Origin of the sequence: Qipengyuania sp. NPDC077563 (genome assembly GCF_044901345.1) — a bacterium.
Classification (GTDB): domain Bacteria; phylum Pseudomonadota; class Alphaproteobacteria; order Sphingomonadales; family Sphingomonadaceae; genus Qipengyuania; species Qipengyuania aestuarii.
In genome coordinates, this window is sequence record NZ_JBJDPC010000001.1 from 782,204 (window position 1) to 806,049 (window position 23,846).

The 23,846-nt window shown below is 58.9% G+C and carries 25 protein-coding genes; 15 read left to right on the plus strand and 10 right to left on the minus strand.

Annotated elements, in window-relative coordinates; translation table 11 throughout:
• Positions 1-104 precede the first annotated feature (104 nt).
• Both ACI2I1_RS03850 and ACI2I1_RS03855 read left to right on the plus strand, forming a co-directional pair.
• Complete coding sequence (locus ACI2I1_RS03850; RefSeq protein WP_224812165.1) at positions 105-311, plus strand: DUF465 domain-containing protein; 207 nt, start codon at positions 105-107, stop codon at positions 309-311.
• Between the two features lie 73 nt (positions 312-384).
• On the plus strand, positions 385-897 hold the full coding sequence (locus tag ACI2I1_RS03855) for a DUF1465 family protein (protein ID WP_404677977.1): 513 nt from the start codon (positions 385-387) through the stop codon (positions 895-897).
• Here the strand turns inward: ACI2I1_RS03855 and ACI2I1_RS03860 are convergent.
• Positions 870-2,333 (minus strand): glycerol kinase, encoded by a 1,464-nt coding sequence (locus ACI2I1_RS03860; RefSeq protein ID WP_404677978.1) that lies wholly within the window; start codon positions 2,331-2,333, stop codon positions 870-872. The two genes, ACI2I1_RS03855 and ACI2I1_RS03860, sit on opposite strands and share 28 nt — an antisense overlap.
• Before the next feature lie 116 nt (positions 2,334-2,449).
• Between ACI2I1_RS03860 and ACI2I1_RS03865 the strand changes: the two genes are divergently transcribed.
• Both ACI2I1_RS03865 and nadA read left to right on the plus strand, forming a co-directional pair.
• Positions 2,450-3,325 (plus strand): MBL fold metallo-hydrolase, encoded by an 876-nt coding sequence (locus ACI2I1_RS03865; protein WP_404677979.1) that lies wholly within the window; start codon positions 2,450-2,452, stop codon positions 3,323-3,325.
• Between the two features lie 146 nt (positions 3,326-3,471).
• Positions 3,472-4,458, plus strand: a complete 987-nt coding sequence (gene nadA, locus ACI2I1_RS03870; RefSeq protein WP_404677980.1) for a quinolinate synthase NadA — start codon at positions 3,472-3,474, stop codon at positions 4,456-4,458.
• Here nadA and ACI2I1_RS03875 read toward each other — a convergent pair.
• Both ACI2I1_RS03875 and ACI2I1_RS03880 read right to left on the minus strand, forming a co-directional pair.
• Positions 4,455-5,255 carry a Brp/Blh family beta-carotene 15,15'-dioxygenase gene (locus tag ACI2I1_RS03875; protein WP_404677981.1) on the minus strand — a complete coding sequence of 267 codons (801 nt, stop codon included), beginning with the start codon at positions 5,253-5,255 and terminating at the stop codon, positions 4,455-4,457. The two genes, nadA and ACI2I1_RS03875, sit on opposite strands and share 4 nt — an antisense overlap.
• A 21-nt stretch (positions 5,256-5,276) precedes the next feature.
• Complete coding sequence (locus ACI2I1_RS03880) at positions 5,277-6,143, minus strand: bacteriorhodopsin (protein WP_404677982.1); 867 nt, start codon at positions 6,141-6,143, stop codon at positions 5,277-5,279.
• Between the two features lie 140 nt (positions 6,144-6,283).
• Between ACI2I1_RS03880 and ACI2I1_RS03885 the strand changes: the two genes are divergently transcribed.
• From ACI2I1_RS03885 to ACI2I1_RS03895, 3 genes are read left to right on the plus strand one after another with little or no spacing between them, the layout of a single operon-like run.
• On the plus strand, positions 6,284-6,853 hold the full coding sequence (locus ACI2I1_RS03885; RefSeq protein WP_404677983.1) for a DUF2254 family protein: 570 nt from the start codon (positions 6,284-6,286) through the stop codon (positions 6,851-6,853).
• Positions 6,763-7,569, plus strand: coding sequence for a DUF2254 family protein (locus ACI2I1_RS03890; RefSeq protein ID WP_404677984.1), 807 nt, complete (start codon positions 6,763-6,765; stop codon positions 7,567-7,569). Before ACI2I1_RS03885 ends, ACI2I1_RS03890 begins: the two co-directional genes overlap by 91 nt.
• 8 nt (positions 7,570-7,577) lie before the next feature.
• Positions 7,578-8,891, plus strand: a complete 1,314-nt coding sequence (locus ACI2I1_RS03895; protein ID WP_404677985.1) for a DUF2254 domain-containing protein — start codon at positions 7,578-7,580, stop codon at positions 8,889-8,891.
• Here the strand turns inward: ACI2I1_RS03895 and ACI2I1_RS03900 are convergent.
• A complete protein-coding gene (locus ACI2I1_RS03900) occupies positions 8,875-9,792 on the minus strand; it encodes a DMT family transporter (protein ID WP_404677986.1) in 918 nt (305 codons plus the stop codon). The two genes, ACI2I1_RS03895 and ACI2I1_RS03900, sit on opposite strands and share 17 nt — an antisense overlap.
• Positions 9,793-9,846: 54 nt before the next feature.
• Here ACI2I1_RS03900 and ACI2I1_RS03905 point away from each other — a divergent pair, with 54 nt between their 5' ends.
• Entirely contained in the window at positions 9,847-10,956 is a 1,110-nt protein-coding gene (locus ACI2I1_RS03905; RefSeq protein ID WP_404677987.1) for an alkene reductase, read from the plus strand.
• Positions 10,957-11,062: 106 nt separating this feature from the next.
• Here the strand turns inward: ACI2I1_RS03905 and ACI2I1_RS03910 are convergent, their stop codons facing one another.
• Together ACI2I1_RS03910 and lipB are read right to left on the minus strand one after the other, a co-directional pair.
• Entirely contained in the window at positions 11,063-11,263 is a 201-nt protein-coding gene (locus ACI2I1_RS03910) for a hypothetical protein (RefSeq protein ID WP_404677988.1), read from the minus strand.
• 107 nt (positions 11,264-11,370) lie between these two features.
• Positions 11,371-12,042, minus strand: coding sequence for a lipoyl(octanoyl) transferase LipB (lipB, locus tag ACI2I1_RS03915; protein WP_404677989.1), 672 nt, complete (start codon positions 12,040-12,042; stop codon positions 11,371-11,373).
• A gap of 59 nt (positions 12,043-12,101) precedes the next feature.
• Here lipB and ACI2I1_RS03920 point away from each other — a divergent pair, with 59 nt between their 5' ends.
• Positions 12,102-12,935 carry a hypothetical protein gene (locus ACI2I1_RS03920; protein ID WP_404677990.1) on the plus strand — a complete coding sequence of 278 codons (834 nt, stop codon included), beginning with the start codon at positions 12,102-12,104 and terminating at the stop codon, positions 12,933-12,935.
• Here ACI2I1_RS03920 and ACI2I1_RS03925 read toward each other — a convergent pair.
• Positions 12,932-13,540 (minus strand): class I SAM-dependent methyltransferase, encoded by a 609-nt coding sequence (locus ACI2I1_RS03925; protein WP_404678335.1) that lies wholly within the window; start codon positions 13,538-13,540, stop codon positions 12,932-12,934. The genes ACI2I1_RS03920 and ACI2I1_RS03925 overlap by 4 nt on opposite strands.
• 121 nt (positions 13,541-13,661) lie before the next feature.
• On the opposite strand from ACI2I1_RS03925, the gene ACI2I1_RS03930 reads away from it, so the two are divergent.
• Positions 13,662-14,993 (plus strand): MFS transporter, encoded by a 1,332-nt coding sequence (locus ACI2I1_RS03930; protein ID WP_404677991.1) that lies wholly within the window; start codon positions 13,662-13,664, stop codon positions 14,991-14,993.
• Between the two features lie 4 nt (positions 14,994-14,997).
• Here the strand turns inward: ACI2I1_RS03930 and ACI2I1_RS03935 are convergent, their stop codons facing one another.
• Entirely contained in the window at positions 14,998-15,342 is a 345-nt protein-coding gene (locus tag ACI2I1_RS03935; RefSeq protein WP_224812179.1) for an arsenate reductase family protein, read from the minus strand.
• Between the two features lie 163 nt (positions 15,343-15,505).
• On the opposite strand from ACI2I1_RS03935, the gene ACI2I1_RS03940 reads away from it, so the two are divergent.
• Positions 15,506-17,605: a TonB-dependent receptor gene (locus ACI2I1_RS03940; RefSeq protein ID WP_404677992.1), complete on the plus strand. Its 2,100-nt coding sequence runs from the start codon at positions 15,506-15,508 to the stop codon at positions 17,603-17,605.
• A 59-nt stretch (positions 17,606-17,664) separates the two neighbouring features.
• Here ACI2I1_RS03940 and ACI2I1_RS03945 read toward each other — a convergent pair whose 3' ends face one another.
• Together ACI2I1_RS03945 and ACI2I1_RS03950 are read right to left on the minus strand one after the other, a co-directional pair.
• Entirely contained in the window at positions 17,665-18,222 is a 558-nt protein-coding gene (locus ACI2I1_RS03945; RefSeq protein WP_404677993.1) for a (2Fe-2S)-binding protein, read from the minus strand.
• A gap of 42 nt (positions 18,223-18,264) precedes the next feature.
• On the minus strand, positions 18,265-19,029 hold the full coding sequence (locus ACI2I1_RS03950; protein ID WP_404677994.1) for a class II aldolase/adducin family protein: 765 nt from the start codon (positions 19,027-19,029) through the stop codon (positions 18,265-18,267).
• A gap of 122 nt (positions 19,030-19,151) precedes the next feature.
• Here ACI2I1_RS03950 and ACI2I1_RS03955 point away from each other — a divergent pair, with 122 nt between their 5' ends.
• Genes ACI2I1_RS03955 through ACI2I1_RS03970 form a run of 4 tightly spaced genes read left to right on the plus strand, consistent with a single transcriptional unit; the run spans position 19,152 to position 23,805 of the window.
• Positions 19,152-20,519 (plus strand): MATE family efflux transporter, encoded by a 1,368-nt coding sequence (locus ACI2I1_RS03955; RefSeq protein WP_404677995.1) that lies wholly within the window; start codon positions 19,152-19,154, stop codon positions 20,517-20,519.
• Between the two features lie 49 nt (positions 20,520-20,568).
• Positions 20,569-22,953, plus strand: coding sequence for a chemotaxis protein CheA (locus ACI2I1_RS03960; protein WP_404677996.1), 2,385 nt, complete (start codon positions 20,569-20,571; stop codon positions 22,951-22,953).
• Positions 22,950-23,384 (plus strand): chemotaxis protein CheW, encoded by a 435-nt coding sequence (locus ACI2I1_RS03965; protein ID WP_404677997.1) that lies wholly within the window; start codon positions 22,950-22,952, stop codon positions 23,382-23,384. The genes ACI2I1_RS03960 and ACI2I1_RS03965 overlap by 4 nt, the downstream gene beginning before the upstream one ends.
• A gap of 55 nt (positions 23,385-23,439) precedes the next feature.
• Positions 23,440-23,805, plus strand: a complete 366-nt coding sequence (locus ACI2I1_RS03970) for a PleD family two-component system response regulator (RefSeq protein ID WP_221542669.1) — start codon at positions 23,440-23,442, stop codon at positions 23,803-23,805.
• Positions 23,806-23,846: the final 41 nt, after the last annotated feature.

Consider the following 23,846-nt stretch of genomic DNA (forward strand, 5'->3'; position numbering starts at 1 on the left):
ACCGGGCGGCACGAGCCGCGATCGATGATCAAAACACAGCTTGATGAATTTACAAACCCCCTCCGAAGGGCCATGCGGCAGAACGAGAGACGGGAACGACGACAGTGAACGAACAGGAATTACGCAAGCGCCTGGAATCGCTCAAGGTTGAGCATCGGGACCTGGATGTGGCGATCTCTGCGCTGAGCGAAGCGGGAGAAAACGGATCGGTCGATCAATTGCAAATCGCCCGCCTCAAAAAGCGCAAACTTCAACTGAAGGATCGCATCTCCGCGATCGAGGACAATCTGATCCCCGACATCATCGCCTAACCGCGTTTCAATCCGGGACATGGCGAAACGAAAAGCTTCGCGCTTTGGATAATCCAATAGTCACCCGATTGTCATGGTCGCGCGAACAACCATTCAGGAACAGGTCGTCGAAGAGCTCTACGCGCACGCGCTCGAGCTGGCCGACGAAGCGCGCGCCGTTTTCGACCTGCGCGACGCCGCTTTTCTGACGGAAACCTCCGATCGCTGGCGCATCGCCATGTCAATCGAAGGACTCCGCACGACTACCCGGGTCATGCATGTGCTTGCCTGGCTGCTCAACCAACGCGCCTATTATGCCGGAGAGCTTTCAAAGCTCCAGCTCCTCCGAGATGGCGCTCTTGGAGAAGACCGCCCTTCCGACCCCCACAATCTGGCGCTTTTCCAAAGCGGCACGCAGGCCCTTATCCGAGCATCCCAGTATCTTCATGCGCGCGTACGGCGGCTGGATGATGAGCAGCGCCGAACAGCCGCGCACAATGCGGATGCCGTGCACAGTATGCATGGGCGGATCGCAAAGGCTTTTGGCGCCGAATCAGATAGCGGTTCCATGCAGCAGATTCAGGCGACCGAAAGAGCTTTGAAGTAACGCGTCAGACGGGCTTCTCTCGTCTCAGCCGAAATGTTCGGAATGAAAGTTCGCGTTGCCCCCCGCATCGCTTCGGCGGCTTCTTCCAATGTGGCGTAAAGCCCGGCCCCCACGCTCGCACAAATAGCCGCGCCCAAAGCGGTCGTTTCCACAAATTCGGGCCGTTCGACCTCGAGATCGAGAATATCCGCCAGATCCTGGGCCATCCAGTCGTTGGCGCTCATCCCGCCATCTATGCGCAAACTGGTCCAGGCTGCATCGTCGGCAGTAAAAGCAGAAGCTAGATCGCAGGTCTGGTGCGCCATCGCTTCCAGTGCAGCGCGGGCGATCTGTGCCCGTCCGCTTGCGAAGCTTAGGCCGGAAATGACACCTCGCGCATCCGGTTTCCAGTGCGGCGCCCCAAGCCCCGCAAGCGCCGGCACGATGACGACCTCGCCGCTGTCTTCAATCGATCGGGCCAGTTCTTCGGTTTCTGCCGCGCTCTTGATGAGGCCAAGCTGGTCGCGAAGATATTGAATGAGACTGCCGGCGACAAAGCACGAACCTTCCAGCGCGTAAGTGCGATTGCCATCCGTTTGCGACAAGACCGTACCCAGCAAACGGTGATTTGAATGGGGTACGTCCTGCCCCTTGTTCGTCAGCACAAAGGCACCAGTGCCGTAGGTAGCCTTGGTTTGCCCGAAGGCCAGGCATCCCTGCCCGATCGTCGCGGATTGCTGGTCTCCGACCAGCCCGCAGATGGGAATTGCCGTGCCCAGCCAATCCGCCTCGCAGGTCGCCAGTTTTCCTTGGGTATCGACGACCTCGGGTAGCGCGTGCCTGGCAATTCCGAATACATCGCATAAGCCAGCGTCGAACTGCGCACCGTCCAGCGGTAATAACAAAGTCCGGCTCGCATTGCTGGCGTCCGAGATATGGTGGCCGCCGGAGAGTTTGAAGACCAGCCAGCTCTCCACCGTGCCGAAGGCCAGCGTGCCGCTTTGCGCGGCAGCACCTACGGCCTCTTCATGATGCAGCATCCAGCGCATTTTCGTGCCGGAGAAATAAGGATCGAGCAGAAGTCCGGTACGTTCGTGCACGATATCCTCATGACCTTCCTCATGAAGCTGCCGACAGAAGTCAGCAGTACGCCGGTCTTGCCAGACTATGGCGCGGGCCAGCGGCTCGCCCGAATTGCGATCCCAGGCGACAACGGTTTCGCGCTGGTTAGTAATGCCGATGGCGGCGATATCGCCTGCATCATCGCTCGCGACATCGCGCATGCACTGAAGGGTCTTCGACCAAATTTCCGCCGCATCGTGTTCTACCCAGCCGGGGCGTGGATAATGCTGCGTCAGATCCGCCTGCGAAACGCGTTCCATGCGCCCCTGGTGATCGAAGATCATCGCTCTGGTCGAGGTCGTCCCCGCGTCGAGGACCAGAATTTTCGCTCCCATGCCCTCCTTGTGCCGTCCGCAGGAAGCGAAGTCGAGTGGTGACAGCCATCACCTGAGCCGGATTGGCATCGAAGCGGCGCGTTGCATCCCCTCCTGCCGACCGGCTAAGGAAAGATATGGCAGGTCTTCCACCCAAACCATGGCCCACCGGCGACGCGATACAGCTCGAACCGCTCGTGCGCCGCGTGCTCGCGCCGAATCCGTCACCCTACACCTATACCGGGACGCAGAGTTATGTCGTCGGGCTCGGTGGCGGCTGCGCGGTCATCGATCCCGGGCCGGACGAGCGGGAACACTTGCTCGCTCTCGATGCCGCCATCGGTGACGAACACGTTGCTGCGATCATGTGCACACACACGCACCGCGATCATTCGCCCGCCGCGAAAAGCCTAGCGAAGAGAACCGGAGCGCCCATCGTGGGCTGCGCGCCGCTGGTGCTCAATGACAGTGGACCGCGGGTCGATGCCAGTTTCGACCGGACCTATGGGCCCGACCGGGTGCTGGAAGACGGTGAAGCCATGACCGGTCCTGGCTGGACATTGCGAGCCGTGGCCACGCCTGGCCACGTGTCCAATCACCTGTGCTTTGCCCTCGAAGAAAGCGGGGCGCTGTTCACGGGTGATCATGTGATGGGCTGGTCGACCAGCGTGGTGGTCCCACCCGATGGCGATATGGCGAAATATATGGCGAGCTTGGAAAAACTCTACGCTCGTGAACAGGACCGCGTCTATTATCCGGCCCATGGCGAAGCGATCGAGAAGCCGCGTCAACTGGTTCGGGGCATGATCGGCCATCGTCGACAGCGGGAAAACCAGATCATGCGGCATCTGCGCGAAGGCCCTCATGAAGCGGCCGATTTCGTCCCGAAAATGTATAAAGGGCTGGACGAAAAGCTTCACGGCGCGGCCAAGATGTCCGTCACCGCGCACCTTATCGATCTGGAGCAGCGCGGTCTGGTCAGCCGTGACGGAGACGAATGGATCTCAGTTTGATTTTCATCTGAGAGCCAGCGGATCCGATAATTACTGATCGCGCGGCCGCCAATTTTTCCGGATGCGCTGCTGAGAAGGAACCCCCTCGCCTCGCTGCCCGTTCGCTCTATAAGCGCCCATAAAGCAATTCAGACGAGACACGACACATGACCGCCGAAACACAAATGCCCACCGGCCAGGACCTGCTCAGCGAGATCGACCGCCTCCGCAAGGAAAAGAATGCGATCATCCTCGCGCATTATTACCAGAGCGCGCAGATACAGGACCTTGCCGATTTCGTCGGAGACAGTCTGGAACTTTCCCGCAAGGCTGCCGAGACCGATGCGGATGTGATCGCCTTCTGCGGCGTGAAGTTCATGGCCGATACGGCCAAGATCCTGAGCCCCGAAAAGATCGTCGTCCTGCCTGACATGGATGCGGGCTGCAGCTTGGAAGACAGCTGTCCGCCTGAAAAATTCAAGGCATTCCGGGAAAAGCACCCGGATCACATCGCGCTGACCTACATCAATTGCTCCACCGAGGTGAAAGCGCTCAGCGACATCATCGTCACGTCATCGAGCGCGGAGACGATCATCAGCCAGATCCCCGAAGATCAGAAAATCATCTTCGGCCCCGACCGTCACCTGGGCGGGTACATGAGTCGGAAGTTCAACCGCGAAATGCTGCTGTGGCCGGGCGTCTGCATTGTGCATGAAGCGTTCAGCGAGACGGAATTGCTGAAACTCAAGCAGCAGCACCCCGACGCCCCGATTGCCGCGCATCCCGAATGTCCGCCGACCATCGTCGACCATGCCGATTACGTAGGCTCGACCAGCGGCATTCTCCAATTCGCCGAGACTTTCGAAGGCGACACGCTGATTGTTGCGACAGAGCCGCACATAATCCACCAGATGGAAAAGGCGCTGCCTGAAAAGACTTTCATCGGGGCGCCCGGCGCGGATGGAAACTGCAGCTGCAATATCTGCCCTTACATGGCTCTGAATACGCTCGAGAAACTTTACAATTGTCTCGATACGCTGGAGCCGCGGATCGAGATCGAGGAAGGTTTGCGGCTGCAGGCAAAGCAGAGCCTGGACCGGATGCTGGAAATGGCCAGCGGAACCATCGGCCAGGGCGACCTAGGCCGCGTCTAACGCTCCAGCCGCTCGGTCAGCATGTGCGGCGTGGCCATGCCGAATGCGAGCGCCACGGCGATCTGCGTCGGAAAATCTCCCAGAAAGACCGCTATTGCCAAGGCCACGGCGCCAAGGGTGGCAATGGCGGTCGGGAGAGCGACGGCACGCACGACGCGGTGCATGCCGTAAGCGGCGATCTGTCGCTCCTGCACCGGCATAGCATGCGCGATCAGGAAGATCAGACCCACTGCCAGTACGGGCTGCAGGAAGGCGGTCGAAAGGCCGGCCACTACCGCGTGACCGAAGCCGCGCCGCCCCTTGATGAAAGCATATAGCGCGAAGCCGGTGCCGCCGATCCCCGCCAGCGCAAGAAAGCGCAGGAAATTGACCGGCAGGTCCTCGCCCGTCACGAAGCTCAGCACTTCGGCTGTCTCGTTCGCGCGAAACAGCGCGCTGCCGCCTATCGCCAGCCCAGCAATCGCAATGCGCGTTGTCTGGTCAAACCGGCAGTCGCTGCGCGAGAAGTGCCAGGCGGAAAGGGCAAAGAAGAGCGCCAGCCCGCCAAGCGGTTCGACGAGAAAGAGCCCAGCCACCGCCGCGCCGATGACGACATAGGCAGCTGCGTGAACGAGCGTGAAAGACGCGAGCGTATCTTCCTGCTCGTCGCCGGCACCGTGCGAAAGGCCGAGCACGAAAAGCACAAGACCGAGGTAGATCGCGAAATCCTCGCCCGCAAACTGGGCGATGACGGCCAGAGCGACCACCACCCACGAGAAAAGGGCCCCGGCATTGTGCCAGGGCCCTCTCTTGTTCAAGGCGGTAGCCGGTCTCAGCCGTCAGTCTCCCCTGCGCGAGGCGACTGCCGAGCCGAGCGGCGAAGTCTCGAGCGCTTCGGCTGCCGGGACATAGCCTTCGAGCGCCGAGCGACGAAGGACATAGCGGCTCAGGATGAGGCCGTAGATCAACTTCGACGAGATGTCGGCAACCGAGAACAGCAACTGGCGGATGACCACCACATCACCATTGAAGCCGAGCTGCGGCAGCGCATAGGCGATGGGATAGATGCCCCAGGTGGCGAGGAAGTACCACCAGATGTTCTTGGGCCACGCCTTCAGTTCGGCCGGGCTGTTGGCCACGCCGATTGAGATGACGCCGCGGACTTCGATGATGAGCCATACGAAGAACACCGTCGATATCACGCCCCAGATGTTGAAGCGCGACCAGTCACCCGTTTCGCCGAACTGGCCGTATAGACCGGTCCAGATCATCAGCACGGCGGGGACGATCATGCGGAGTGCGCGCTTATGAAGGTCTGGCCGGGCGATGCCGAATGCGATGGCCAGCTGCGTTAGCAGAATGGGAACCGTAATCGTCCAGTTTCCATACCGGAAAGCGTTGGTGAAGCTCTGATTTTCGGCCAAGGGTCGATAGACGCCCGCGACCAGTTCGTAACTGCTCTGCCAAAGATTGAATTCCCGCAGCAGGCTAAGCCCGGCAGAAGCCATGACCACTGCCGAAAGGATAGGAACGATGCGATACCGCGGCGCCAATTGCAGTGACATCATGAGAAAGAAGAGAATAAATGCGAAATGCGCGCCATAGCTGAACATCAGGATCAGCGATCCACTGGTAAATTGTTCGGCTGTAAGGGTGACGAGGTTCTCAATACTCCCCAACTGAGCCACAGCTTGTTCAGCAATCATGCGATTGTCCTTCGAAAAAGGGGGACTTGCCCCAATTGAAGCGACACTGCCCAGTCCTTACCCCCTTAAGCTGTGCGCGTAGCAACCAAATCGCGATTTCACGGTTGTGTTCCTGACTAAGTAATTGTGGGGTGTGCTTTTTGACTGGACCAAAACCGATAAACGACCTGTTCGGCTGGTTCGTGCACCGTCTCACTGCCAATTATTGGTCCTTGGCCCTTTGTGCCGTTATTGCCGCGCCGCTGGTCTTCGCCGTCAGCTTGCATGCCGATCGCAACGGGCTGACTGCCTGGATCCTTGACCGGAACCTCGCCCCCGTTGCCTCGGCGGAAACTGCGCGTGATGCTGCGGCGCTGATTGCCGGCATAGATGCGGCTTTCCTTACCCTGTACTTTTCCATCTCATTGATCGTTTTGACCATCGCAGCAGGCAATCTGGGCGTTCGGCTCATCGACCGCTGGCTGGCGAAGCGTCTCGTTCGCGTATCCATTGCCGGGCTGTGCTTCACCCTGATCCATGCCACGCTGACGATGAACGCGATGGACGCGGATGCCGATCTCATCGACACCCTCTTGCCACTTTCGCCTCCACGGTTTTTCTACTTATCGTCAACACGGTCATGCTGGCCGTGGCGACCCACGATCTCGGGCGCACGATGTTCGTCGACAGGGCAATCGACGCCGTCGCGTTCGACGGGCGAACCAGCGTAATCGAGCTTACGGCGGTTCTACAAACCGACATGAAATCGGGTGACGGCGTGCGAGCACCGCGAAGCGGATATGTCGAAGGGGTAGAGCTGAGGCGGCTGAGCGAGGCACTTGCCGACAGCGGAAAGTCGCGGCTTGAAGTCGCCCCCGGCCAGCATGTCCTAAAGGGCCAACTGCTTGTCTCATGCGAGTCAAATTGCGGAGATCCGAAAGCAGTTCTCAGGGCCATCCCGATCGGCAAGTTTCGCAGCAATACGCAAGGCGCCGTGTTTCAGGTTCGCCTCCTGGTGGAAATCGCGGCCCGCGCGCTTTCCCCGGCCGTCAACGATTTTTACACCGCACTGGCTGCTGTCGACGCATTGACAGAAGTCGCGTCGGGCCATTGCGGAAACTGGATAGATGATGGAAGCGTCCCCGTCAGCGTGGATTACCCCACCATTGCGTTGCCCGGACAGGATTTCCGCGGGCTCTTCGAAGATCCCCTCGCTGCCCTGAGACAGGCCGCTGCGGATTATCCCTCAGTCTCCCTGCGTATCCTCGGAAACCTTCGGCGGCTTATCCGTTTGCATTGCTCCGACGCGCCAGGCCTCGTAGCGTTTCTTACCGAATATGGTGCCGAACTTCACCAGCAATCACGTGCGCGGTGCGAAATCGACAAGGACAGGAATGCGCTCGATCTTAGTCTGGCGCAATTGAGGGCAGAGGCAGGGACTGGATGACCGCTTATTTGAAAAAGATCTGGCTCGACGTGAATGCGAGCTACTGGTTCCTTCCTGCCCTGTTCTCGATTGCCGCCCTTCTTCTCGCCACTCTAACATTGTGGCTCGACCGCAATGGCTACGCGACTTCTGTCACCGACGTCAGCTGGTTGCAGCCCGCACGTCCCGATGGGGCCAGCAACATGCTGTCGGTCATTGCGGGTGCGATGATCGGCGTGGCCTCCACCGTCTTTTCGATCACCATCGCCGCGGTCGCGTATGCCAGCGGTAATTACGGGCCGCGGCTCCTGACGAACTTCATGGAGGACCGCGGCAATCAGTTCAGTCTTGCCACCTTCATCGGTACCTTTGTTTATTCAATCCTGATCCTTCGCACCGTGCGCGCGGAACATGAGGCTCCTGCTGATTTGCAGGATGCGATCGCCTCCGGTTCCCTTCCTGGGTTCGTGCCTCAGCTGTCCATGCTCACAGCCTTCGCGCTCATGTTGCTAAGCGTGGCGGTGCTTGTTTACTTCCTCAATCACATTCCAGCGTCTATTCGCATCAATACCGTTCTGAAGGGGATCGGAGCGAGGTTGCTGGAAGAAATCGAGGATCGATTTCCCGATAATAATGACGGTGAAAATACTGGAGGAGCCCCCGATGGTGTTCCGATAGTTTCCCACGCCACCGGATACGTCCAAGCTATCGGTTTCGCGAAGCTCGAGAAGCTGGCTGAGAAGGAAAACGGCAAGCTGAAACTGGCTGTCCGCACCGGCGATTTCGTGCACCCCGACGTGACCATTGCGTATTGGGCGGACATGGACGTGGTTGAGGACTGCCCTGATGACGAGGTTCGCGCGGCCTTCACACTTGGCAGCATGCGTACACCCAGTCAGGATATGCAGTTCCTTATCGATGAACTAGTAGAAATCGGCCTGCGCGCCCTCTCTCCCGGCATCAACGACCCATTCACTGCAGTGACCGCAGTCCACTGGCTTGGTGCAGCCACGGCTGAACTCGCGCGGCGAAAGTTGACGCGGTCCTTTGCGGCAGCGGGCGAGGAGCCCCATCTCATCTTGCTCGAAGACGATTTCGACCATTTCGTAAGGCGCGGTTTCGGCGCCATGCGCGGAGGGCTGGCAACGAACCGCATTGCGGCCCTGGTGACTTTCGACGCGCTGGTCGACGCTGCATCGACGCTTGATGACGAGACCCGTCGGGCAGAACTAAAATTACAGGGAGATTTGCTGCGTGAACAGGCTCGTGAGCACCTCGTCGGCCCCGAGCTTCACGAGGTAGAGGCCCGCTACCAGCAGTTCCTTATCAGGATGAAGCGGTAGGAGCGCGCTGGCGAGGAGTGCTTTTCGCCAGCAAGAGTGCCGCAGCGATCAGTCCCATCCCGACAATATCCAGCGGAACGAGCAATTCGCCAAATGCCAGCCATCCGACGCTCGCCGCCACCGCAGGTTGAGTCAGCAACGCCATCCCGATGATGAACGGGGAGAAATTCTTGAGAGAATAGACGAGCAGGCCCTGCCCCACGACCTGACTGCTCAATGCCAGCAGGAAGACTGGTGTCCATCCGGCGCCGCCTGGCCAGATAGGTTCGCCCGCTGAAATCGCCAAGGCGAGCAAGAGCGGGGATGCCGCGATACAGACCAGCAGCAGCACGCTCCACTGACCCAGGGCCGTGCGTGCGCGTTGGCTGGGAAGCAGATAAAACGCGTAGCATACGCCTGCAAAAAGGCAGAACAGGTCGCCCACGAAATTTTCGGCCGAAATCTCCAGACTGCGCCCAAGCAAAATGGCGGCACCGACAAATGCCGCCATGACGCCGCCTGCTTCCCGCCAGGATGGCGCGCGGCGCAAAGCAATAAGCCCCCAGACCATCAGGATTACGCTTCCCGAGTTCCCGAAAAGCACGGCATTGCCGAGGCGTGTGCGCTCGATACCAACATGCCAGCTTGCCAGATCTGCCGCGAAGAAAAGCCCCGCCATCATAACCAGCAATGCCAGCTTTCTGTCGATCGGACCCGGCGTCCTGGCTCGCCATGCAAGGAAGGCGAAGACGGGTATTGGAAGCAGTAGGCGCCAGAACGCGGCCGAGATCGGACCGGTATCTGAAAGCCTCACTAGCCAAGGACCAAGCGCCAGCGCGACATTGCCAGCGATCAGAGCGGCGAAGTGCCATGCATTCGTCTGAAAGCCATTGTTGTCCGGGCTGCCGCTTGTTTCGCTCATCCTCGCCACCTAGCTCCGGTTCCGTACAAGGCCAGCCAAAAAGGACTTCGCCGCATGCATGACAAATTGTTCGAGCCTCTCACCCTCGGGGCTATTCAGTCCGCCAATCGCGTATTCATGGCGCCGCTCACCAGAGCCCGCTCGACCCAGCCGGGGTCGATACCCAATGAGATGATGGCGACCTATTATCGCCAGAGGGCTGGTGCTGGCGTCATAATCTCGGAAGCGACGGGGATCAGTGTGGAAGGTCTCGGATGGCCTGCTGCACCGGGTATCTGGACTGATGAGCAAACCGAAGGATGGAATCTCGTGACGGATGCCGTGCATGAGGAAGGCGGCAAGATCGTTCTCCAGATGTGGCACATGGGACGTCTGGTCCATCCCGATTTCCTGGGCGGCGATGCACCTGTGTCGGCCAGCGCTACCAAGGCCCCCGGCCATGCTCACACCTTCGAGGGCCGCAAGGACTACGAGGGAGCCCGTGAGCTTTCGAAGAGCGAGATATCCAGGGTCGTCGAGGATTACCGCAAGGCGGCAGAGAACGCCAAAGAAGCCGGTTTTGACGGGGTCCAGTTGCACGGTGCAAATGGCTACCTTGTCGACCAATTCCTGCGCGACAGCACAAATCTTCGCGAGGATGAATATGGAGGAAGCCCGGAAAACCGTACTCGGTTCCTGCGGGAGGTTCTCACCGCTCTCGTCGATGTTTGGGGTGCGGATCGGGTTGGCGTTCGCCTATCGCCCAATGGCGAAACACAGGGCTGCGATGACAGTGACCCAGCCGCAACCTTTGGCGCGGCTGCAAAGGTCGTGGAAGAACTTGGTCTGGCCTTCCTCGAATTGCGGGAGCCGGGACCGGACGGAACCTTCGGATCTACCGATGTACCCAAGCAGAGCCCGCTGATCCGTTCGATCTATTCAGGCGCACTCGTCCTCAACAGCGACTATTCTCCCGAGCAGGCAGTTGCGGATATTGAAGCCGGGCGCTGCGATGCGGTCAGCTGGGGCCGCGATTTCATTTCGAACCCCGACCTTCCGGCGCGCTTCAGGATTGGCGGCGAGATCCAGCCCAATGTAAATGTGCCGCAAAGTTGGTACCTGCCAGGTCCGGAGGGATATATCGATTATCCGACGCTTGCCGAGGCGGAAAAAGCATCGGCCTGACCGGTCCAGAATATCAGCGAGCGCGGACGCGGCAGACCCGCTTCTGCGCTCGCTCCCATCTCAAGTTTGAACGCCTGCGGCCTAGAGCCTGCACATTGCCGCGCTACTAATCGACCGTGGCCTCGGGAGCGGCCTCGTCTGATATTTCGTCTTCACTAGCGCCTGCCTCTTGGGAATCTTCTGCCTCGGCAGCGCCCTGCTCGTTTCCATTTGAATTAGCGCCCTGCTCGCCATCTATCTGAAGCGGCGGTGACTGGGACCTCAGAGTATCGAGCGGAAGCATGTCGTCGCTTATGGTGCCGCCCAAGACCTCTCCCCGGGCGGTCGCATCATCGGCTTGCGTGGGATCAGGCGCTGAGTTTTCTCCGCACCCGGCGAGCGCAAAGCAAGCAGTGGTGTATATTAAAACACGTTTCACGGGAGGGAGCAGGCCTTTCCTTCAAGCGCAGCGAGGAAATCGCTCGCGCGGTTCTTGAGCGCCTTATCGAAATCTTCCGGGCGAATGTCGAGACCAAGCTTGGCCAGGCTGGTCACGCCGAATTCTTCTATACCGCAGGGCACGATCCCCGAGAAATGCGAAAGATCGGGTGCGATATTCACTGAAAACCCGTGCATCGTGACCCAGCGTCTGACCCGCACGCCGATCGCGCCGATCTTGGCTTCTCGCCCGTCGATGTCCTGCGTCCAGATACCAATCCGGCCTTCCGACCGCCAGCATTCGACACCCAGATCCGCAAGCGTTCCAATCACCCAGCCTTCGACCGAATGCACGAAGCAGCGGACATCGCGGCCACGTTCCTTGAGGTTGAGCATCAGATAACCGATGCGCTGACCGGGACCGTGATAAGTATAGCGCCCACCACGCCCGGCCTCGACCACCTCGAACCGCGGGTCGAGCAACTCCGCGCCATCGGCGCTGGTACCCGCAGTGTAGACGGGGGGGTGCTCCAGCAGCCAGACCAGCTCGCGCTGGTCGCCTTGCGCTATCGCCTGGTTTCGCGAAACCATGCTCTCCAGCGCCGCGCGGTAGGGTATTTGTCCCTTTTCCTCGCGCCATTCGATCTTTTCGGGGAGTTCAGCCGCCATCGGCGATTGCGTGGCGATTGTCTTCACGCTTATCAAGAGGGAACGCAACGGGAGGCATTATGAAATTCGATCTGGATACGGCTTGGAAGGACACGACGCGCTTGCTGCGTGACGGGTTTGGACTGCTCGCCGTGATTGCAGGCGTGTTCTACTTCCTCCCCTATTTTGCCGCAGTGCTCTGGATACCGGGACTGGCAGAGTTGTCGTCCGGCCAGATCGATCCCTCATCTGCAGCAATGGAAGCCCGGATGAACGAGCTTTTGGCGGGCTACTGGTGGGCGCTCTTGTTGCTCTTTCTACTGCAAAGCATCGGCTTTCTCGCCATGCTGGCGTTGCTGCGCCGACGCGCCAAGCCGACCGTCGCGGAAGCACTTCAAATCGGAGCCAAGTCAGTTGGGACCTATTTGGTAGCGTCGCTTCTAGCGGGTTTTGCGATCGTTCTTCTATTGCTCGTGCTCGTCAGCATTCCCGCCGCGATCGGTCTGAGTGTCGCCGTCGTGATTGGTGCCATGCTCGCGACCGTCGGCGCGATCTATCTTTTCACCAAGTTATCCATCGTATCGCCGGTCATCGCAGTGGAGGGGGAATTGAGCCCAATCCGCTCGCTTGGCAGGGCATGGAGCCTCACCAAGGGCAACTCCCTTCGCATTTTCTTTTTCTACTTCCTGCTCTTCATCGCCTATCTGGTCATCTCGACCATCGTCTCGATGTTAATCTCTCTGGTCTTCGCCTTGGGCGGGGCAGAAATTCAGCTTTTCGGGCAAGCTTTCAACAGCGCGCTTATGAACACTCTCGCGGCAATTCTCTTCACATGCGTTCTGGCGTCGGTGCACGCACAACTCACTCGGCTGCGGGAGCGCGGCGGAGGTCGTGCCGGAACGGCTGCCAGCTAAGCTGCGGGTTCCTTCCACCCCCAGAACAGCTGGCACGGCAAGACGTTCAGGGGTTCGAACCCACTGTCGATACGCTCGAAATGCGGCGCCATGAAATCGCGCGCTTTGGCCGAGAATTGGTAGACAAGGAACGCGCCGCCAGGCCGGATTACCCGATAGGTGGCTGCGGCAATCGCCGGGCCCACGCCCTTGGGGAGGGTAGAGAACGGCAGTCCTGAGAGGACGTAGTCCGCATTCTGATGGCCATGCGCACGCACGATCTCTTCAACGTCTGCAGCGGAGCCGAGCACGGCCGAAAAGCGGCTGTCGCGAAAGTGCTTCTTGAGGTAATCGATATAGAGCGGATTGGTATCGATCACAATCAATTGCCCGTCGCGCGGAAGGCGATCGAGGACAGGCTGGCAGAACGTGCCGACCCCGGGTCCATATTCCACGAACACCTTGCACTCATCCCACTTCACGCGAGAAAGCATCTTGGAGATCGTGAAACGCGAAGAGGGTATGATCGAGCCGACCATCTTGGGATGCTCTAGGAACCCCTTGAAGAAAACACCCCATTGACCGAACAGCCGCGCAGCCTTCTGTTTGACGCTACGGCGTTCGATTGCGCCGGTACCTTGTTGTCCGCTCAAGTAAAATCCCTTTGGCAGTCCCAATTGAAACGCGCGGTTTGGCAGCGCCGCGAAAGCATTGCAAGCGTGGCTGGGCGGGCGTAGCGACTTCTCCATGGCCGACAGCGAACCCGAGAATGCTCCAGTGGCGCGTACGCGGAGCATTTCGCGAGAGCGGATGGCCTTGCTCTTTGCCGTTATGCTGACCACTGCCGCCGGCAACACGGCCATGCAGTCGGTCATGCCATCGATCGGGACCGCGCTGGAAATAGACGACGTATGGATCAGCCTCGCTTACAGTTGGTCGGCTTTGTTGTGGGTTGTTTGTGCACCCCTTTGGGCCCGAAGGTCCGACAGACGCGGACGGAAGGCCATGATGGCCGTCGGGCTTATAGGTTTCGCCTCTTCGATGATCCTTTGCGGTTTCTCTCTCTGGTTAGGCTTGAAGGGGTTTCTCGGAGGTACGGCGGCCTTGATAGCGTTTGCTATTGCTCGGAGCCTGTACGGAGGTTTTGGAAGCGCCGCGCCACCGGCGGTGCAGGCCTACGTAGCCAGTCGCACGCCCCGGGCGGAGCGGACCCAGGCGCTTTCGTTAATTGCATCCAGCTTCGGTCTCGGGACAGTGATTGGTCCCGCGCTTGCACCATTGATGGTGCTACCTTTCCTTGGGCTCACCGGGCCGTTCATCATCTTTGCACTGATCGGTCTGGCAACCTTATTGGCCTTGCGCCTTCGCCTGCCCAATGACGAACCACAATTCCCCGCTCGGGGCCACAGTTACGATGCGCCTTATGCCGGCGCATCAACTTCGGAAATCGGCCAGGAGGACGGTGAAGACGAAGACTTGGCAGAACCCAGCACGCTGCGTTGGTTCGAACCGCGATTGCGTCCATGGGTAACCGTGGCTCTGCTCGGAGGTCACGCTCAGGCAATGGTGCTCGGCATTATCGGATTTCTCATCCTCGACCGACTTGGCTTGCGAGATACACCCGCCCAAGGCACGGGACCTGTCGGGCTCGTACTAATGTGTGGCGCTATTGCGACGCTCCTCGCGCAGTGGGCGCTCATCCCGCGGTTGGATTTGGGGCCGCGGGCGGCGACATTGTCGGGTATAGCAATCGCGGCATCGGGCGTCGCTTACCTCTCGATTGCCCAGAACCTGCACGCAATTGCCCTCGCCTATGCCGTTGCCTCTCTAGGTTTCGGCTTGTTCAGACCCGGCAGCACTGCAGGCACATCCCTTGCAGTGAATCGCGCAGAACAAGGTCAGGCTTCGGGAATCACCGCGTCGGTTTCCGGTGCGAGCTTCATTTACGCTCCCGCCTTGGGCGTATGGCTTTATGGCCATTCCGATTGGCTTGGATTCGGCCTGATTGGGGCGCTCTGCCTGACGGTGTTTCTGTACGGGTGGGGCGCGTTGGAGAGGGACAAGGCCCTCACCGCCTGAAACCCTAAAGGATCTCGAGAACGATATCTTGCGGGCGGCAGAGACGCACGCCCTTCTCGGTCTCGACAATGGGGCGCTCAATCAGGTTGGGGTCCGCAGCCATAGCGGCGAGCACCTCCGTCCCAGTCGCCTGGGTCAAGCCACGCTCCTCGGCGTCCGTTCCGCGCAAGCGAAGCCCCTCATTCGGAGAGATCCCCGCATCTTTGTAAAGCTGCGCCAACTTTTCCGCAGTGGGTGGCCTCTTAAGATATTCGATCACTTCCACCTCGACTTTCGACAGGCTCTCAAGAATCGCCAGAGTCTTTCGCGAAGTGCCGCATTTCGGGTTGTGCCAGATCGTGGCTTTCATCTGAATATCTCCTTCAAGGCCGCGCTAGTCGAGGGATGTGTCCACGAAAACCCATTCCCAACAAATTTGCGCCAAGGGCTAATATAGGGGTTGCTAATGAAAATGGCTCGCAATAGCAGGCTGCCGCCGAGTCATCTTCGTTTTCTTCAGCCGAAAGTTACCAATGAACCGCGTTGCAACCCTCGCCTCACTTCTCGCCAGCGTCGCGATTGCAGGCCCCGCCTTTGCTGCCACAGCGGATGAGCAGCCTGACCGGGCTTACCTTCCCAACGATATCATCGTGACGGGCGAAAGCTCGCAAACCTACGAGATCAAGGATGGTTCGACCGCTACCAAGACGCCGACGCCATTAATCGATGTTCCCCAATCGGTCAGCTTCATCACCGAGGACCAGCTGGAAGATCAGGCCGTTCACCAGTTGAATGACGCGCTGCGCTATGTTCCGGGAATCAGCATGGAAAGCGGCGAAGGCCACCGCGACGAGGTTTTCATCCGCGGCCAGGAAACAACAGCCGATTTCTACATTGATGGGCTCCGCGACGATGCACAATACTATCGCTCCCTATACAATATCGAGCGCGTCGAGGTACTTAAGGGGGCCAATGCTCTGATTTTTGGCCGCGGAGCCGGTGGCGGCGCGATCAATCGTGTTGCCAAGCGTGCAGAGTTCCAATCTGCCTTCAGCGGCGAGGCCTCGGTCGACAGCTTTGGCGCCTTCGCACTGCTTGCCGATGTGAACCAGCCTTTGTCCGATGCGCTCGCGCTGCGCCTGAATGCAACATATGAGGAATTCGACAACGACCGCGATTTCTACGAAGGCCGCTTCATCGGTATTTCGCCCACGCTGACCGCGGCGCTAGGCCCCGACACCACGCTGACCGCCAGCTACACCTACGACAATGACGAGCGCGTCACCGATCGCGGTGTTCCCGCGTCCGGCACCGGCCCGCTGAGCGGCTATGACAGCACCTTTTTCGGCGACCCCGATTTCAATTTCTCCGAGGCCGAAGTCAACATCGCGCGAGCGCGGATCGACCATGATTTCAACGGCGGGCTGTCGGCCAATGCCAGTGTCCAGCTGGCTGATTACAACAAGGCTTACCAGAACATCGTGCCAAGCCGCATCGAAGGCGAAGATGTGGTGCTCGGCGGCTATCGGGATACCACAGACCGCCGCAACTGGATCGGCCAGGCGAACGCAATCTGGGAAGCAGGCGCCGACGCTATAGAATCGACGCTGCTGTTCGGCGTCGAGGCGAGCAGTCAGGATACGCAGAATGCCCGCCAGAACGTCAGCTTCGACGATGGCGACCCGCTTACGGACGGGGACAATCGCACGCCGCTTGCGCAGACGATCTCGATACCAGCTTACACGCTGCGCCCTGTCTCGCGTTCACGCGATAGCCAGCTGTCTACCCTGTCCTTCTATGCGCAGGAGCAGTTGCAGATCGGCGAGCATGTCGAACTGGTAGGCGGTCTGCGTTGGGACCGGTTTGACCTCGAGACGCTCGACCTCATCGAAATGGTCGAAAGTGACCGTGTGGACGAACAGTTCAGTCCGCGCGCCGGCGTTATAGTGAAGCCAACGCCCGACCTGTCGATCTACGCGAGCTACGCAGAAAGTTTTCTACCCCAGGCTGGAGACCAGTTCGTTGTCCTGTCGCCGGACAACGCGAAGTTCGAACCGGAAAAGTTCACCAATTACGAAATCGGCGCAAAATGGGCTCCGTTAGACAATGTGCTGGTGAGCGCAGCAATCTTCCGCCTGAATCGCAACAATACCCGTTTTACGGACCCGTTGACTGGCGATACTCTCTTGACCGGCAAGAGCCGCACCGAAGGCTTCGAAATTGGTGCGGTCGGCGAAGTTACTGACTTCTGGAAGGCCAACCTTGGCTACACATATCTCGACGGCGAACTGCTTACCGACAGCGCCTTCGGTAGCGCGGGCCAGCGCCTGCAGCAGTTGCCCGAACATTCCGTCAGTGCGTGGAACAGGTTCGATATTAACCAACAGATCGGCTTCGGTCTTGGCGTCATCCACCAGTCGGACCAGTTCGCAAGCTTCTCCAACGACGTTGTTCTTCCAAGTTATTGGCGAGTCGATGCCGCTGCCTATTACACGGTGAGCGACAAGCTGAGCCTCCAGCTGAACATCGAAAACCTTTTCGATGAGAGTTATTATCCCAGCGCACATGGTGACAACAACATCCAGCCCGCGGACCCGTTCAGCGCGCGGATCGGGCTTCGGTTCGAAATTTAGTCCTTAAAGATCGCAGTGCTAAAGCGGCGGGTGAAAACGCCTACCGCTTTTGCTTTGTCTCAATCCCGGGGAGTGGTCGGGTCAGGCGCATTCAGCGCAGGAACTTCCGCGGCTGCATCCTCTGCGCTGATGCCCGGAGAAGGTGCGGCACTAATGCGCTCTTGCCGCTGGGCTACCCGCCCTGCGCGCTGGATGGCGCGAACGAGGCGTGGATAGACGCCGCAGCGACAGATATTGGGGATGGCATCCCGGATTTCGCTCTCACTCGCCCCCGGGTTGCGATTGATGAGCGCGGCGGCAGCCATCACGATGCCCGGAGTGCAGAAGCCGCACTGGATCGCTTGTTCGGCCACCATTGCCTGCTGCACCGGATGCATACGGTCGCCCGACAGGCCTTCGATCGTCTTTACAAAGCGCCCTTCGGACTCTGCAATTGTGACGAGGCAACTGCGCAAGGGTTCGCCATCGATATGTACGACGCAGGCACCGCAATCACCGTTGCCGCAGCCATATTTGGTGCCGGTCAGATTGGCGGCATCGCGTAACGCCCACAGCAGGGGTGTTTCGGGATCCATCAGGAATTCGATGGGCCTGTCGTTGACGGTCATGCGCGACATGGCGGCGCTATTCCTTCAACTTAGGCAGAATGTCGAGTGGTTTCAGCTTTTCCAACTATCGTCGATTTTCGAAACGCGGCGTTTCCAAGCTTCGAAATCGAAAACGCCTGCCCCGCCCTGCGTTTGCATGACGGACAGATCACGCTGGTGCGTGTCGACCACTTCCTGCTTCACGATATTTGGTTCGCCTTGGCTCAGCGTCGCCACCTGTATCTCGCAAGCGCGCTGCAGAGCCCACATCTTGAGGAACATGCCCGGGATGGTCTTATCCATTACTACCGGACCATGGTTGCGCAACATCAGGATAGAATGCCGGCCGAGATTTTCGACCAGCCGATCACCTTCCTCTGACCTCACGGTAACGCCTTCGAAGTCATGGTAACCGATCTGACCCTGGAAGTTGCAGGCGTAGAAATTGATCGGCAACAACCCTTCCTTGTGACTGCACACCGCCATGGTCGCTGTGGTGTGGACATGGCAGATCGCGTTGGCGCGCTCGCCAAGTTGCTTATGGAAATGCGCGTGCTGGGTGAAGCCTGCCTTGTTGACCATGTATTGCGACTGGCCGACATTATTACCATCGGCATCAATCTTCACGAGATTAGAGGCCGTAACCTCGTCATATAGCAGGCCGAAGGGATTGATGAGGAAAGCACCCTTCTCGCCCGGTACCGCCACCGAGATGTGGTTGTAGATGCTCTCGCCCCAGCCAAGGTGTTCGAAGATACGGTAACACGCGGCGAGGTCTTGGCGGACTTTCCACTCTTCCTCGCTGCATTCGAATTTCGGCTTCATCTGTGTCGCCACGGCTCGCTCTCCTCAGATTTTTCTTTGCTATGTCTATCGCACGGCTGAGGTGCTTCGCACAAGCAACCGGTTGCAAATCGGCGCTTCCCAAGCGCGCCCTGCCCGGCTAGCGCGCGCACGATATGAGCGAGACGGCCAAACTCACCCGCGGCAGCATACGCGGCCATCTCGTCACGCAAACCCTTCCCATGGTAATCGGTGTTGCCGCGATCATGTCGGTCGGTCTGATCGACGCCTATTTCATCGGACAGTTGGGCGCCGCAGAACTTGCCGCTGTCAGCTTTATCTTTCCCATCACCATGGCGCTGACCAGCCTCGGTGTCGGTGTGATGGTCGGGATCAATTCCGTTATTTCACGAGCATTAGGCGAAGGCGACGTCGAGAGGGCAGAGCGGCGTGCCAATTTCGGCGTAGTGTTTGCCATCTTAGCGGCAATCGTTCTCGGCTCCGCTCTCTATTTGCTGTTAGACCCCCTGTTTGGGTTGATGCAGGCCAGCGATGCAATCTTGCCCCTCATTAAGGCCTATATGCAGCCATATGCGCTTGGAATGCCGGTTTTGCTGCTGCAGATGAGCCTCAGCGGAGTATTGCGGGGCCAAGGTGAGGCACGCCGCGTATCGGCTATCTCGATCACCTATTCCGTCGCCAACTGGTTGCTCGACCCGGTGCTTATCACGGGTGTCTTCGACTTTGGAGGCTTCGGGGTGGCCGGTGCCGCTTATGCCTCCATCATCGGGTATGGTCTGGCATGCGTGGTAGCCCTGTTTTTCATCAAGCATACCCAACTGGCTATTGCGCCAGCGAAAATCCGCGGCTGCAACATCGGCGAATCCAGCAGCGCAATCCTGCGTATCGCTGGCCCGGCCGCTTTTTCGAACGCCATCAATCCCATCGGCCTTTCCGTTCTCACAGCCCTGCTCGCTAGCCAAGGCGAAGCAGCAGTAGCGGGCTTCGGCGCAGCCGGCCGGTTACAGAGCTTTGCCGTGGTACCACTGCTCGGCCTGTCGGGCTCAATCGGGGCCATTATCGGCCAGAACTGGGGAGCCAATCGTGCCGACCGCGCACGTCGCGCGATGTATTGGGCCAGCCTCTTTTGCGTTGGCTACGGACTGTCGATCGCGGTAGTCCTGTTTGCCTTCGGCGACTGGTTCGCGGACTTTTTCACCGAAGATCCCGAGGTCATTGACGAATTCTCCCGATACCTCGCTATTTCGGTATGGGGATACGCTGGATACGGATTGCTCATCGTGGGCAATGGAGCGCTCAATGCAGTAGATCGCGCCTCGTTTGCGCTAGCGCAAAGCGCTGCACGCGTGTTTCTGGTGATGCTTCCCTTCGCGTGGCTTCTCCGTGCAAGTTGGAATTCCGACGCGGTCTACGCCGCCGAGCTCGTTGCCAATATCGTTGGCGGGGCATTGGCTTCGCTGGTCGTTTGGCAGGTGCTTCGCGATAAGTCTGAAACAAGCGCGAGCGCTCATACGAAACGTTAACCATCATCGTGCATAGCGGACCTCATCGAGAACTGGGGGTCCGAGACCAATGGATGAACTGCTGGCCGATTTCGTGGCCGAAACCCGTGAAATGCTGGAGCAGAGCGGCAGCGAATTGGTCGCTTGGGAAGCCGACCCGTCAGACAAAGCCCGCATCGACACGATATTCCGATTTGTTCACACAGTGAAGGGAAACTGCGGATTTTTCGACTTTCCCAGACTGGAAAAACTTAGCCATGCCGCAGAAGACGCACTTGCAGAATGCCGCGCCGGACGCCGTGAACCCGATAGCGCGCTGGTAACGGCCGTGCTCGCCATCATCGATCGGATTTCGGAAATGACCGATTCGATCGAAGCTGGCGAAGAGCTTGGCGAAGATGGTGACGACGACCTCATCGCCGCGCTCGATCAGCGTTCGGAGCTCGAAGTACAGAGCGACCTGGAAGTCGTAGAGGAAGCTGAAGTCGCCAGCGTTCCGGAGGATGAAAAGGTCTCGCATAAAGCGCCGCGCCAAGGCGTACAGCGCTCGATACGTCTACCAGTCGATCTCCTTGATGAGGTGATGAAAGGCGTGTCGGACATGGTGTTGGCTCGGAACGACCTTGCGCGCCGACTACGCGAAGCTGGGGAACAGCCCACGATCGATGGACCATTCGAGCGCCTGTCTGCCATACTTGCGGACGTCCGCACGTCGATTACGCGGATGCGCATGCAGCGCCTGGAGCATCTGTTTTCCTCCCTCCCCCGCCTAGTGCGCGACTTGTCGAACGAATTGGGCAAGCAGGTCATGGTCGATTTCGAGGGCGGGGAGGTCGAACTCGACCGCGAGATGATCGAGATGGTGCGCGACCCGCTCACTCATATCATTCGCAATGCGATCGATCATGGCATCGAAACACCGGCCGCTCGCCTTAAGAACAACAAGCGCGAGATCGGGCTTCTGAAGTTCGCTGCTCGGCAATCGGGCAATCAAATCAGCCTTGTGATCACCGACGATGGCGGGGGCATCAATCTTGATAAGCTTTGCGACAAGGCAATTGCGAATGGACTGTATTCCAAGTCCGAAATCGACAAGATGTCGGACAACCAGAAGCAGAATCTTATTTTCGAGCCAGGCCTTTCGACAGCCGAAGCGGTCAGTTCGGTTTCCGGTCGCGGCGTCGGCATGGACGTCGTCCGCGCGAATATAGAACGCGTCGGAGGATCGATTGAGGTAGCCAGCAAGGTTGGCGAAGGCACCAGCTTCCACTTGCAGCTTCCGCTCACTCTTTCGATCATCGCCGCGCTAACGGTCGGATCTGGCGACCAGCGCTACGCTCTTCCGCGTAGTTACGTGGAAGAGATCGTCTTCGGCAGTTCATCGCACGTCGAATTCGCACAGGCCGGAGATCGACATCTCGTCACTTTCCGCGAAAAACGGGTCCCCTGCTTATCGCTTGCGGAGGTTCTTGGCTGCCAGGACAAATCCAACCTTCGCTGGGAAGATCAAACTCTCGTCATGGTGCGACTGGCCAGCGAGGATGTTTTCGCCTTGGCCGTAGACCGTGTCTTCGATCACGAGGATGTAGTGGTAAAACCGATCGCGCCGGCCATCATGAATACACGCCTGTACGCTGGCACTACCTTGCTGGATGATGGCCGCCCAATGATGCTGATGGACCTTCCGTCTATCGCGCAGATGCGCGGCATGGTGGGCGGCGTGCGCACCAAGGCAACGGCAATTGAACGTGAGAGCCAGGAACGTGTAACCAAGGCAGTTCCGGTCATGTTGTTTGCGGGTCTCGACGGTCGTCATCGGGCAGTACGCCTCGAACTCGTTCGGCGGATCGAAACGATTTCGAGCGAAGCAATCGATATCGAGGGCGAGCGCGCCCAAGCGGTCATCGACGGCGAAATTTTCACTCTGGCCGGACACGACGTCGGTCCTCTCCCGGACGGCAGGATCCGTTTACTCCGCTTGTCGGATGCGGAGAACGAACTCGTTTATGCCGTAAAGGAGGTCCTTGACGCAGCTGATGTCACCGAAGACGTGGTGCCGAGCGAAGCCGACACCGCGATCGAAGGCGTGACGCTGATCGGGGGCAGACCCATCCCGCTTCTGGATGGCCACGCTGTCTTCTCGAAATATCGCGCGACCCGAAAAGTCGAGCAGGCTCTCACTTGCCGTATTCCGACTCACAGCGAATGGGCGAAAACCATCCTCGAGCCGCTCGTTGCTGCTGCTGGCTATCGGATCGCAGCCGAAGATGAAGAGGTGGAGGCGGATCTAGCGATTGCGCTGGCTGAAGAAGCGGAAAGCCCGATTTGCAGCGCACGCCAGATTATTCGTCTGCGGCCCGACCCGGACGATGCCGGAGACGACAGTATTTATCGCTATGATCGGGACGGGCTTCTCGCCGCCCTCAAACGCATTCGGACAGGAAGGGCAGCATGAACGAATTGCTTCTCACGTGCACGATTGCAGGACGGCGCGCTGCGATCAGCGCAAGCCATGTGCAATCGGTGATCGAAATCGAAGCTATCACCCCGATCCCTGGTACTCCGGATTTCATTCTGGGCCTTACCGCACTGCGAAGCCAGGCGCTGACCGTGATCGATTGCTCGCTGGCGCTAGGACTCGGAACGCCTTCCCAGTCCGAAGACCGCCGGGCTGCCGTCGTTGAAGTCGATGGACACCTTTACGCCCTTCTCGTCGATAACGCTCATGACGTCGGCGAAGCTACGAGCGACCCGGTCGCCGTGCCTGGAGGCTTCGGAGAAAACTGGCAGCGGGCGTCCACCGGCATGGTCGAAACCGATGGCGGCCCCACCCTGCTGGTCGAAATCCACCAGCTGGTATCCGGACCTCTACAACAAGCAGCTTAAGCGATTGGTTACCGCCTAACATTATCAAGATTAGGCAAATTAGGGAATCACAAGAATGAAAACGTGTCTTATCGTCGACGACTCCCGCGTGATCAGGAAGGTCTCGCGCCATATTCTGGAAACACTCGGCTTTTCCGTAGATGAAGCTGAGAATGGCCAGGAAGGCCTGAACAAATGCCTTGAAAGCATGCCCGACGTGGTTCTGCTCGACTGGAACATGCCTGTCATGACCGGGATTGAGTTCATCCATCAGCTGCGCAAGCATGAAGGCGGTGACAAACCTAAGGTCGTATTCTGCACCACCGAGAACGATGTCGCGCACATTCGCGAAGCGATCAGCGCCGGAGCTGACGAATATGTCATGAAGCCATTCGACCACGAAACTTTGCAGATCAAGCTTCAACTCGTCGGCATGGTTTGATCCGGAAGAAGACTGGCCGTGGAGACCACGCTTCGATCCGA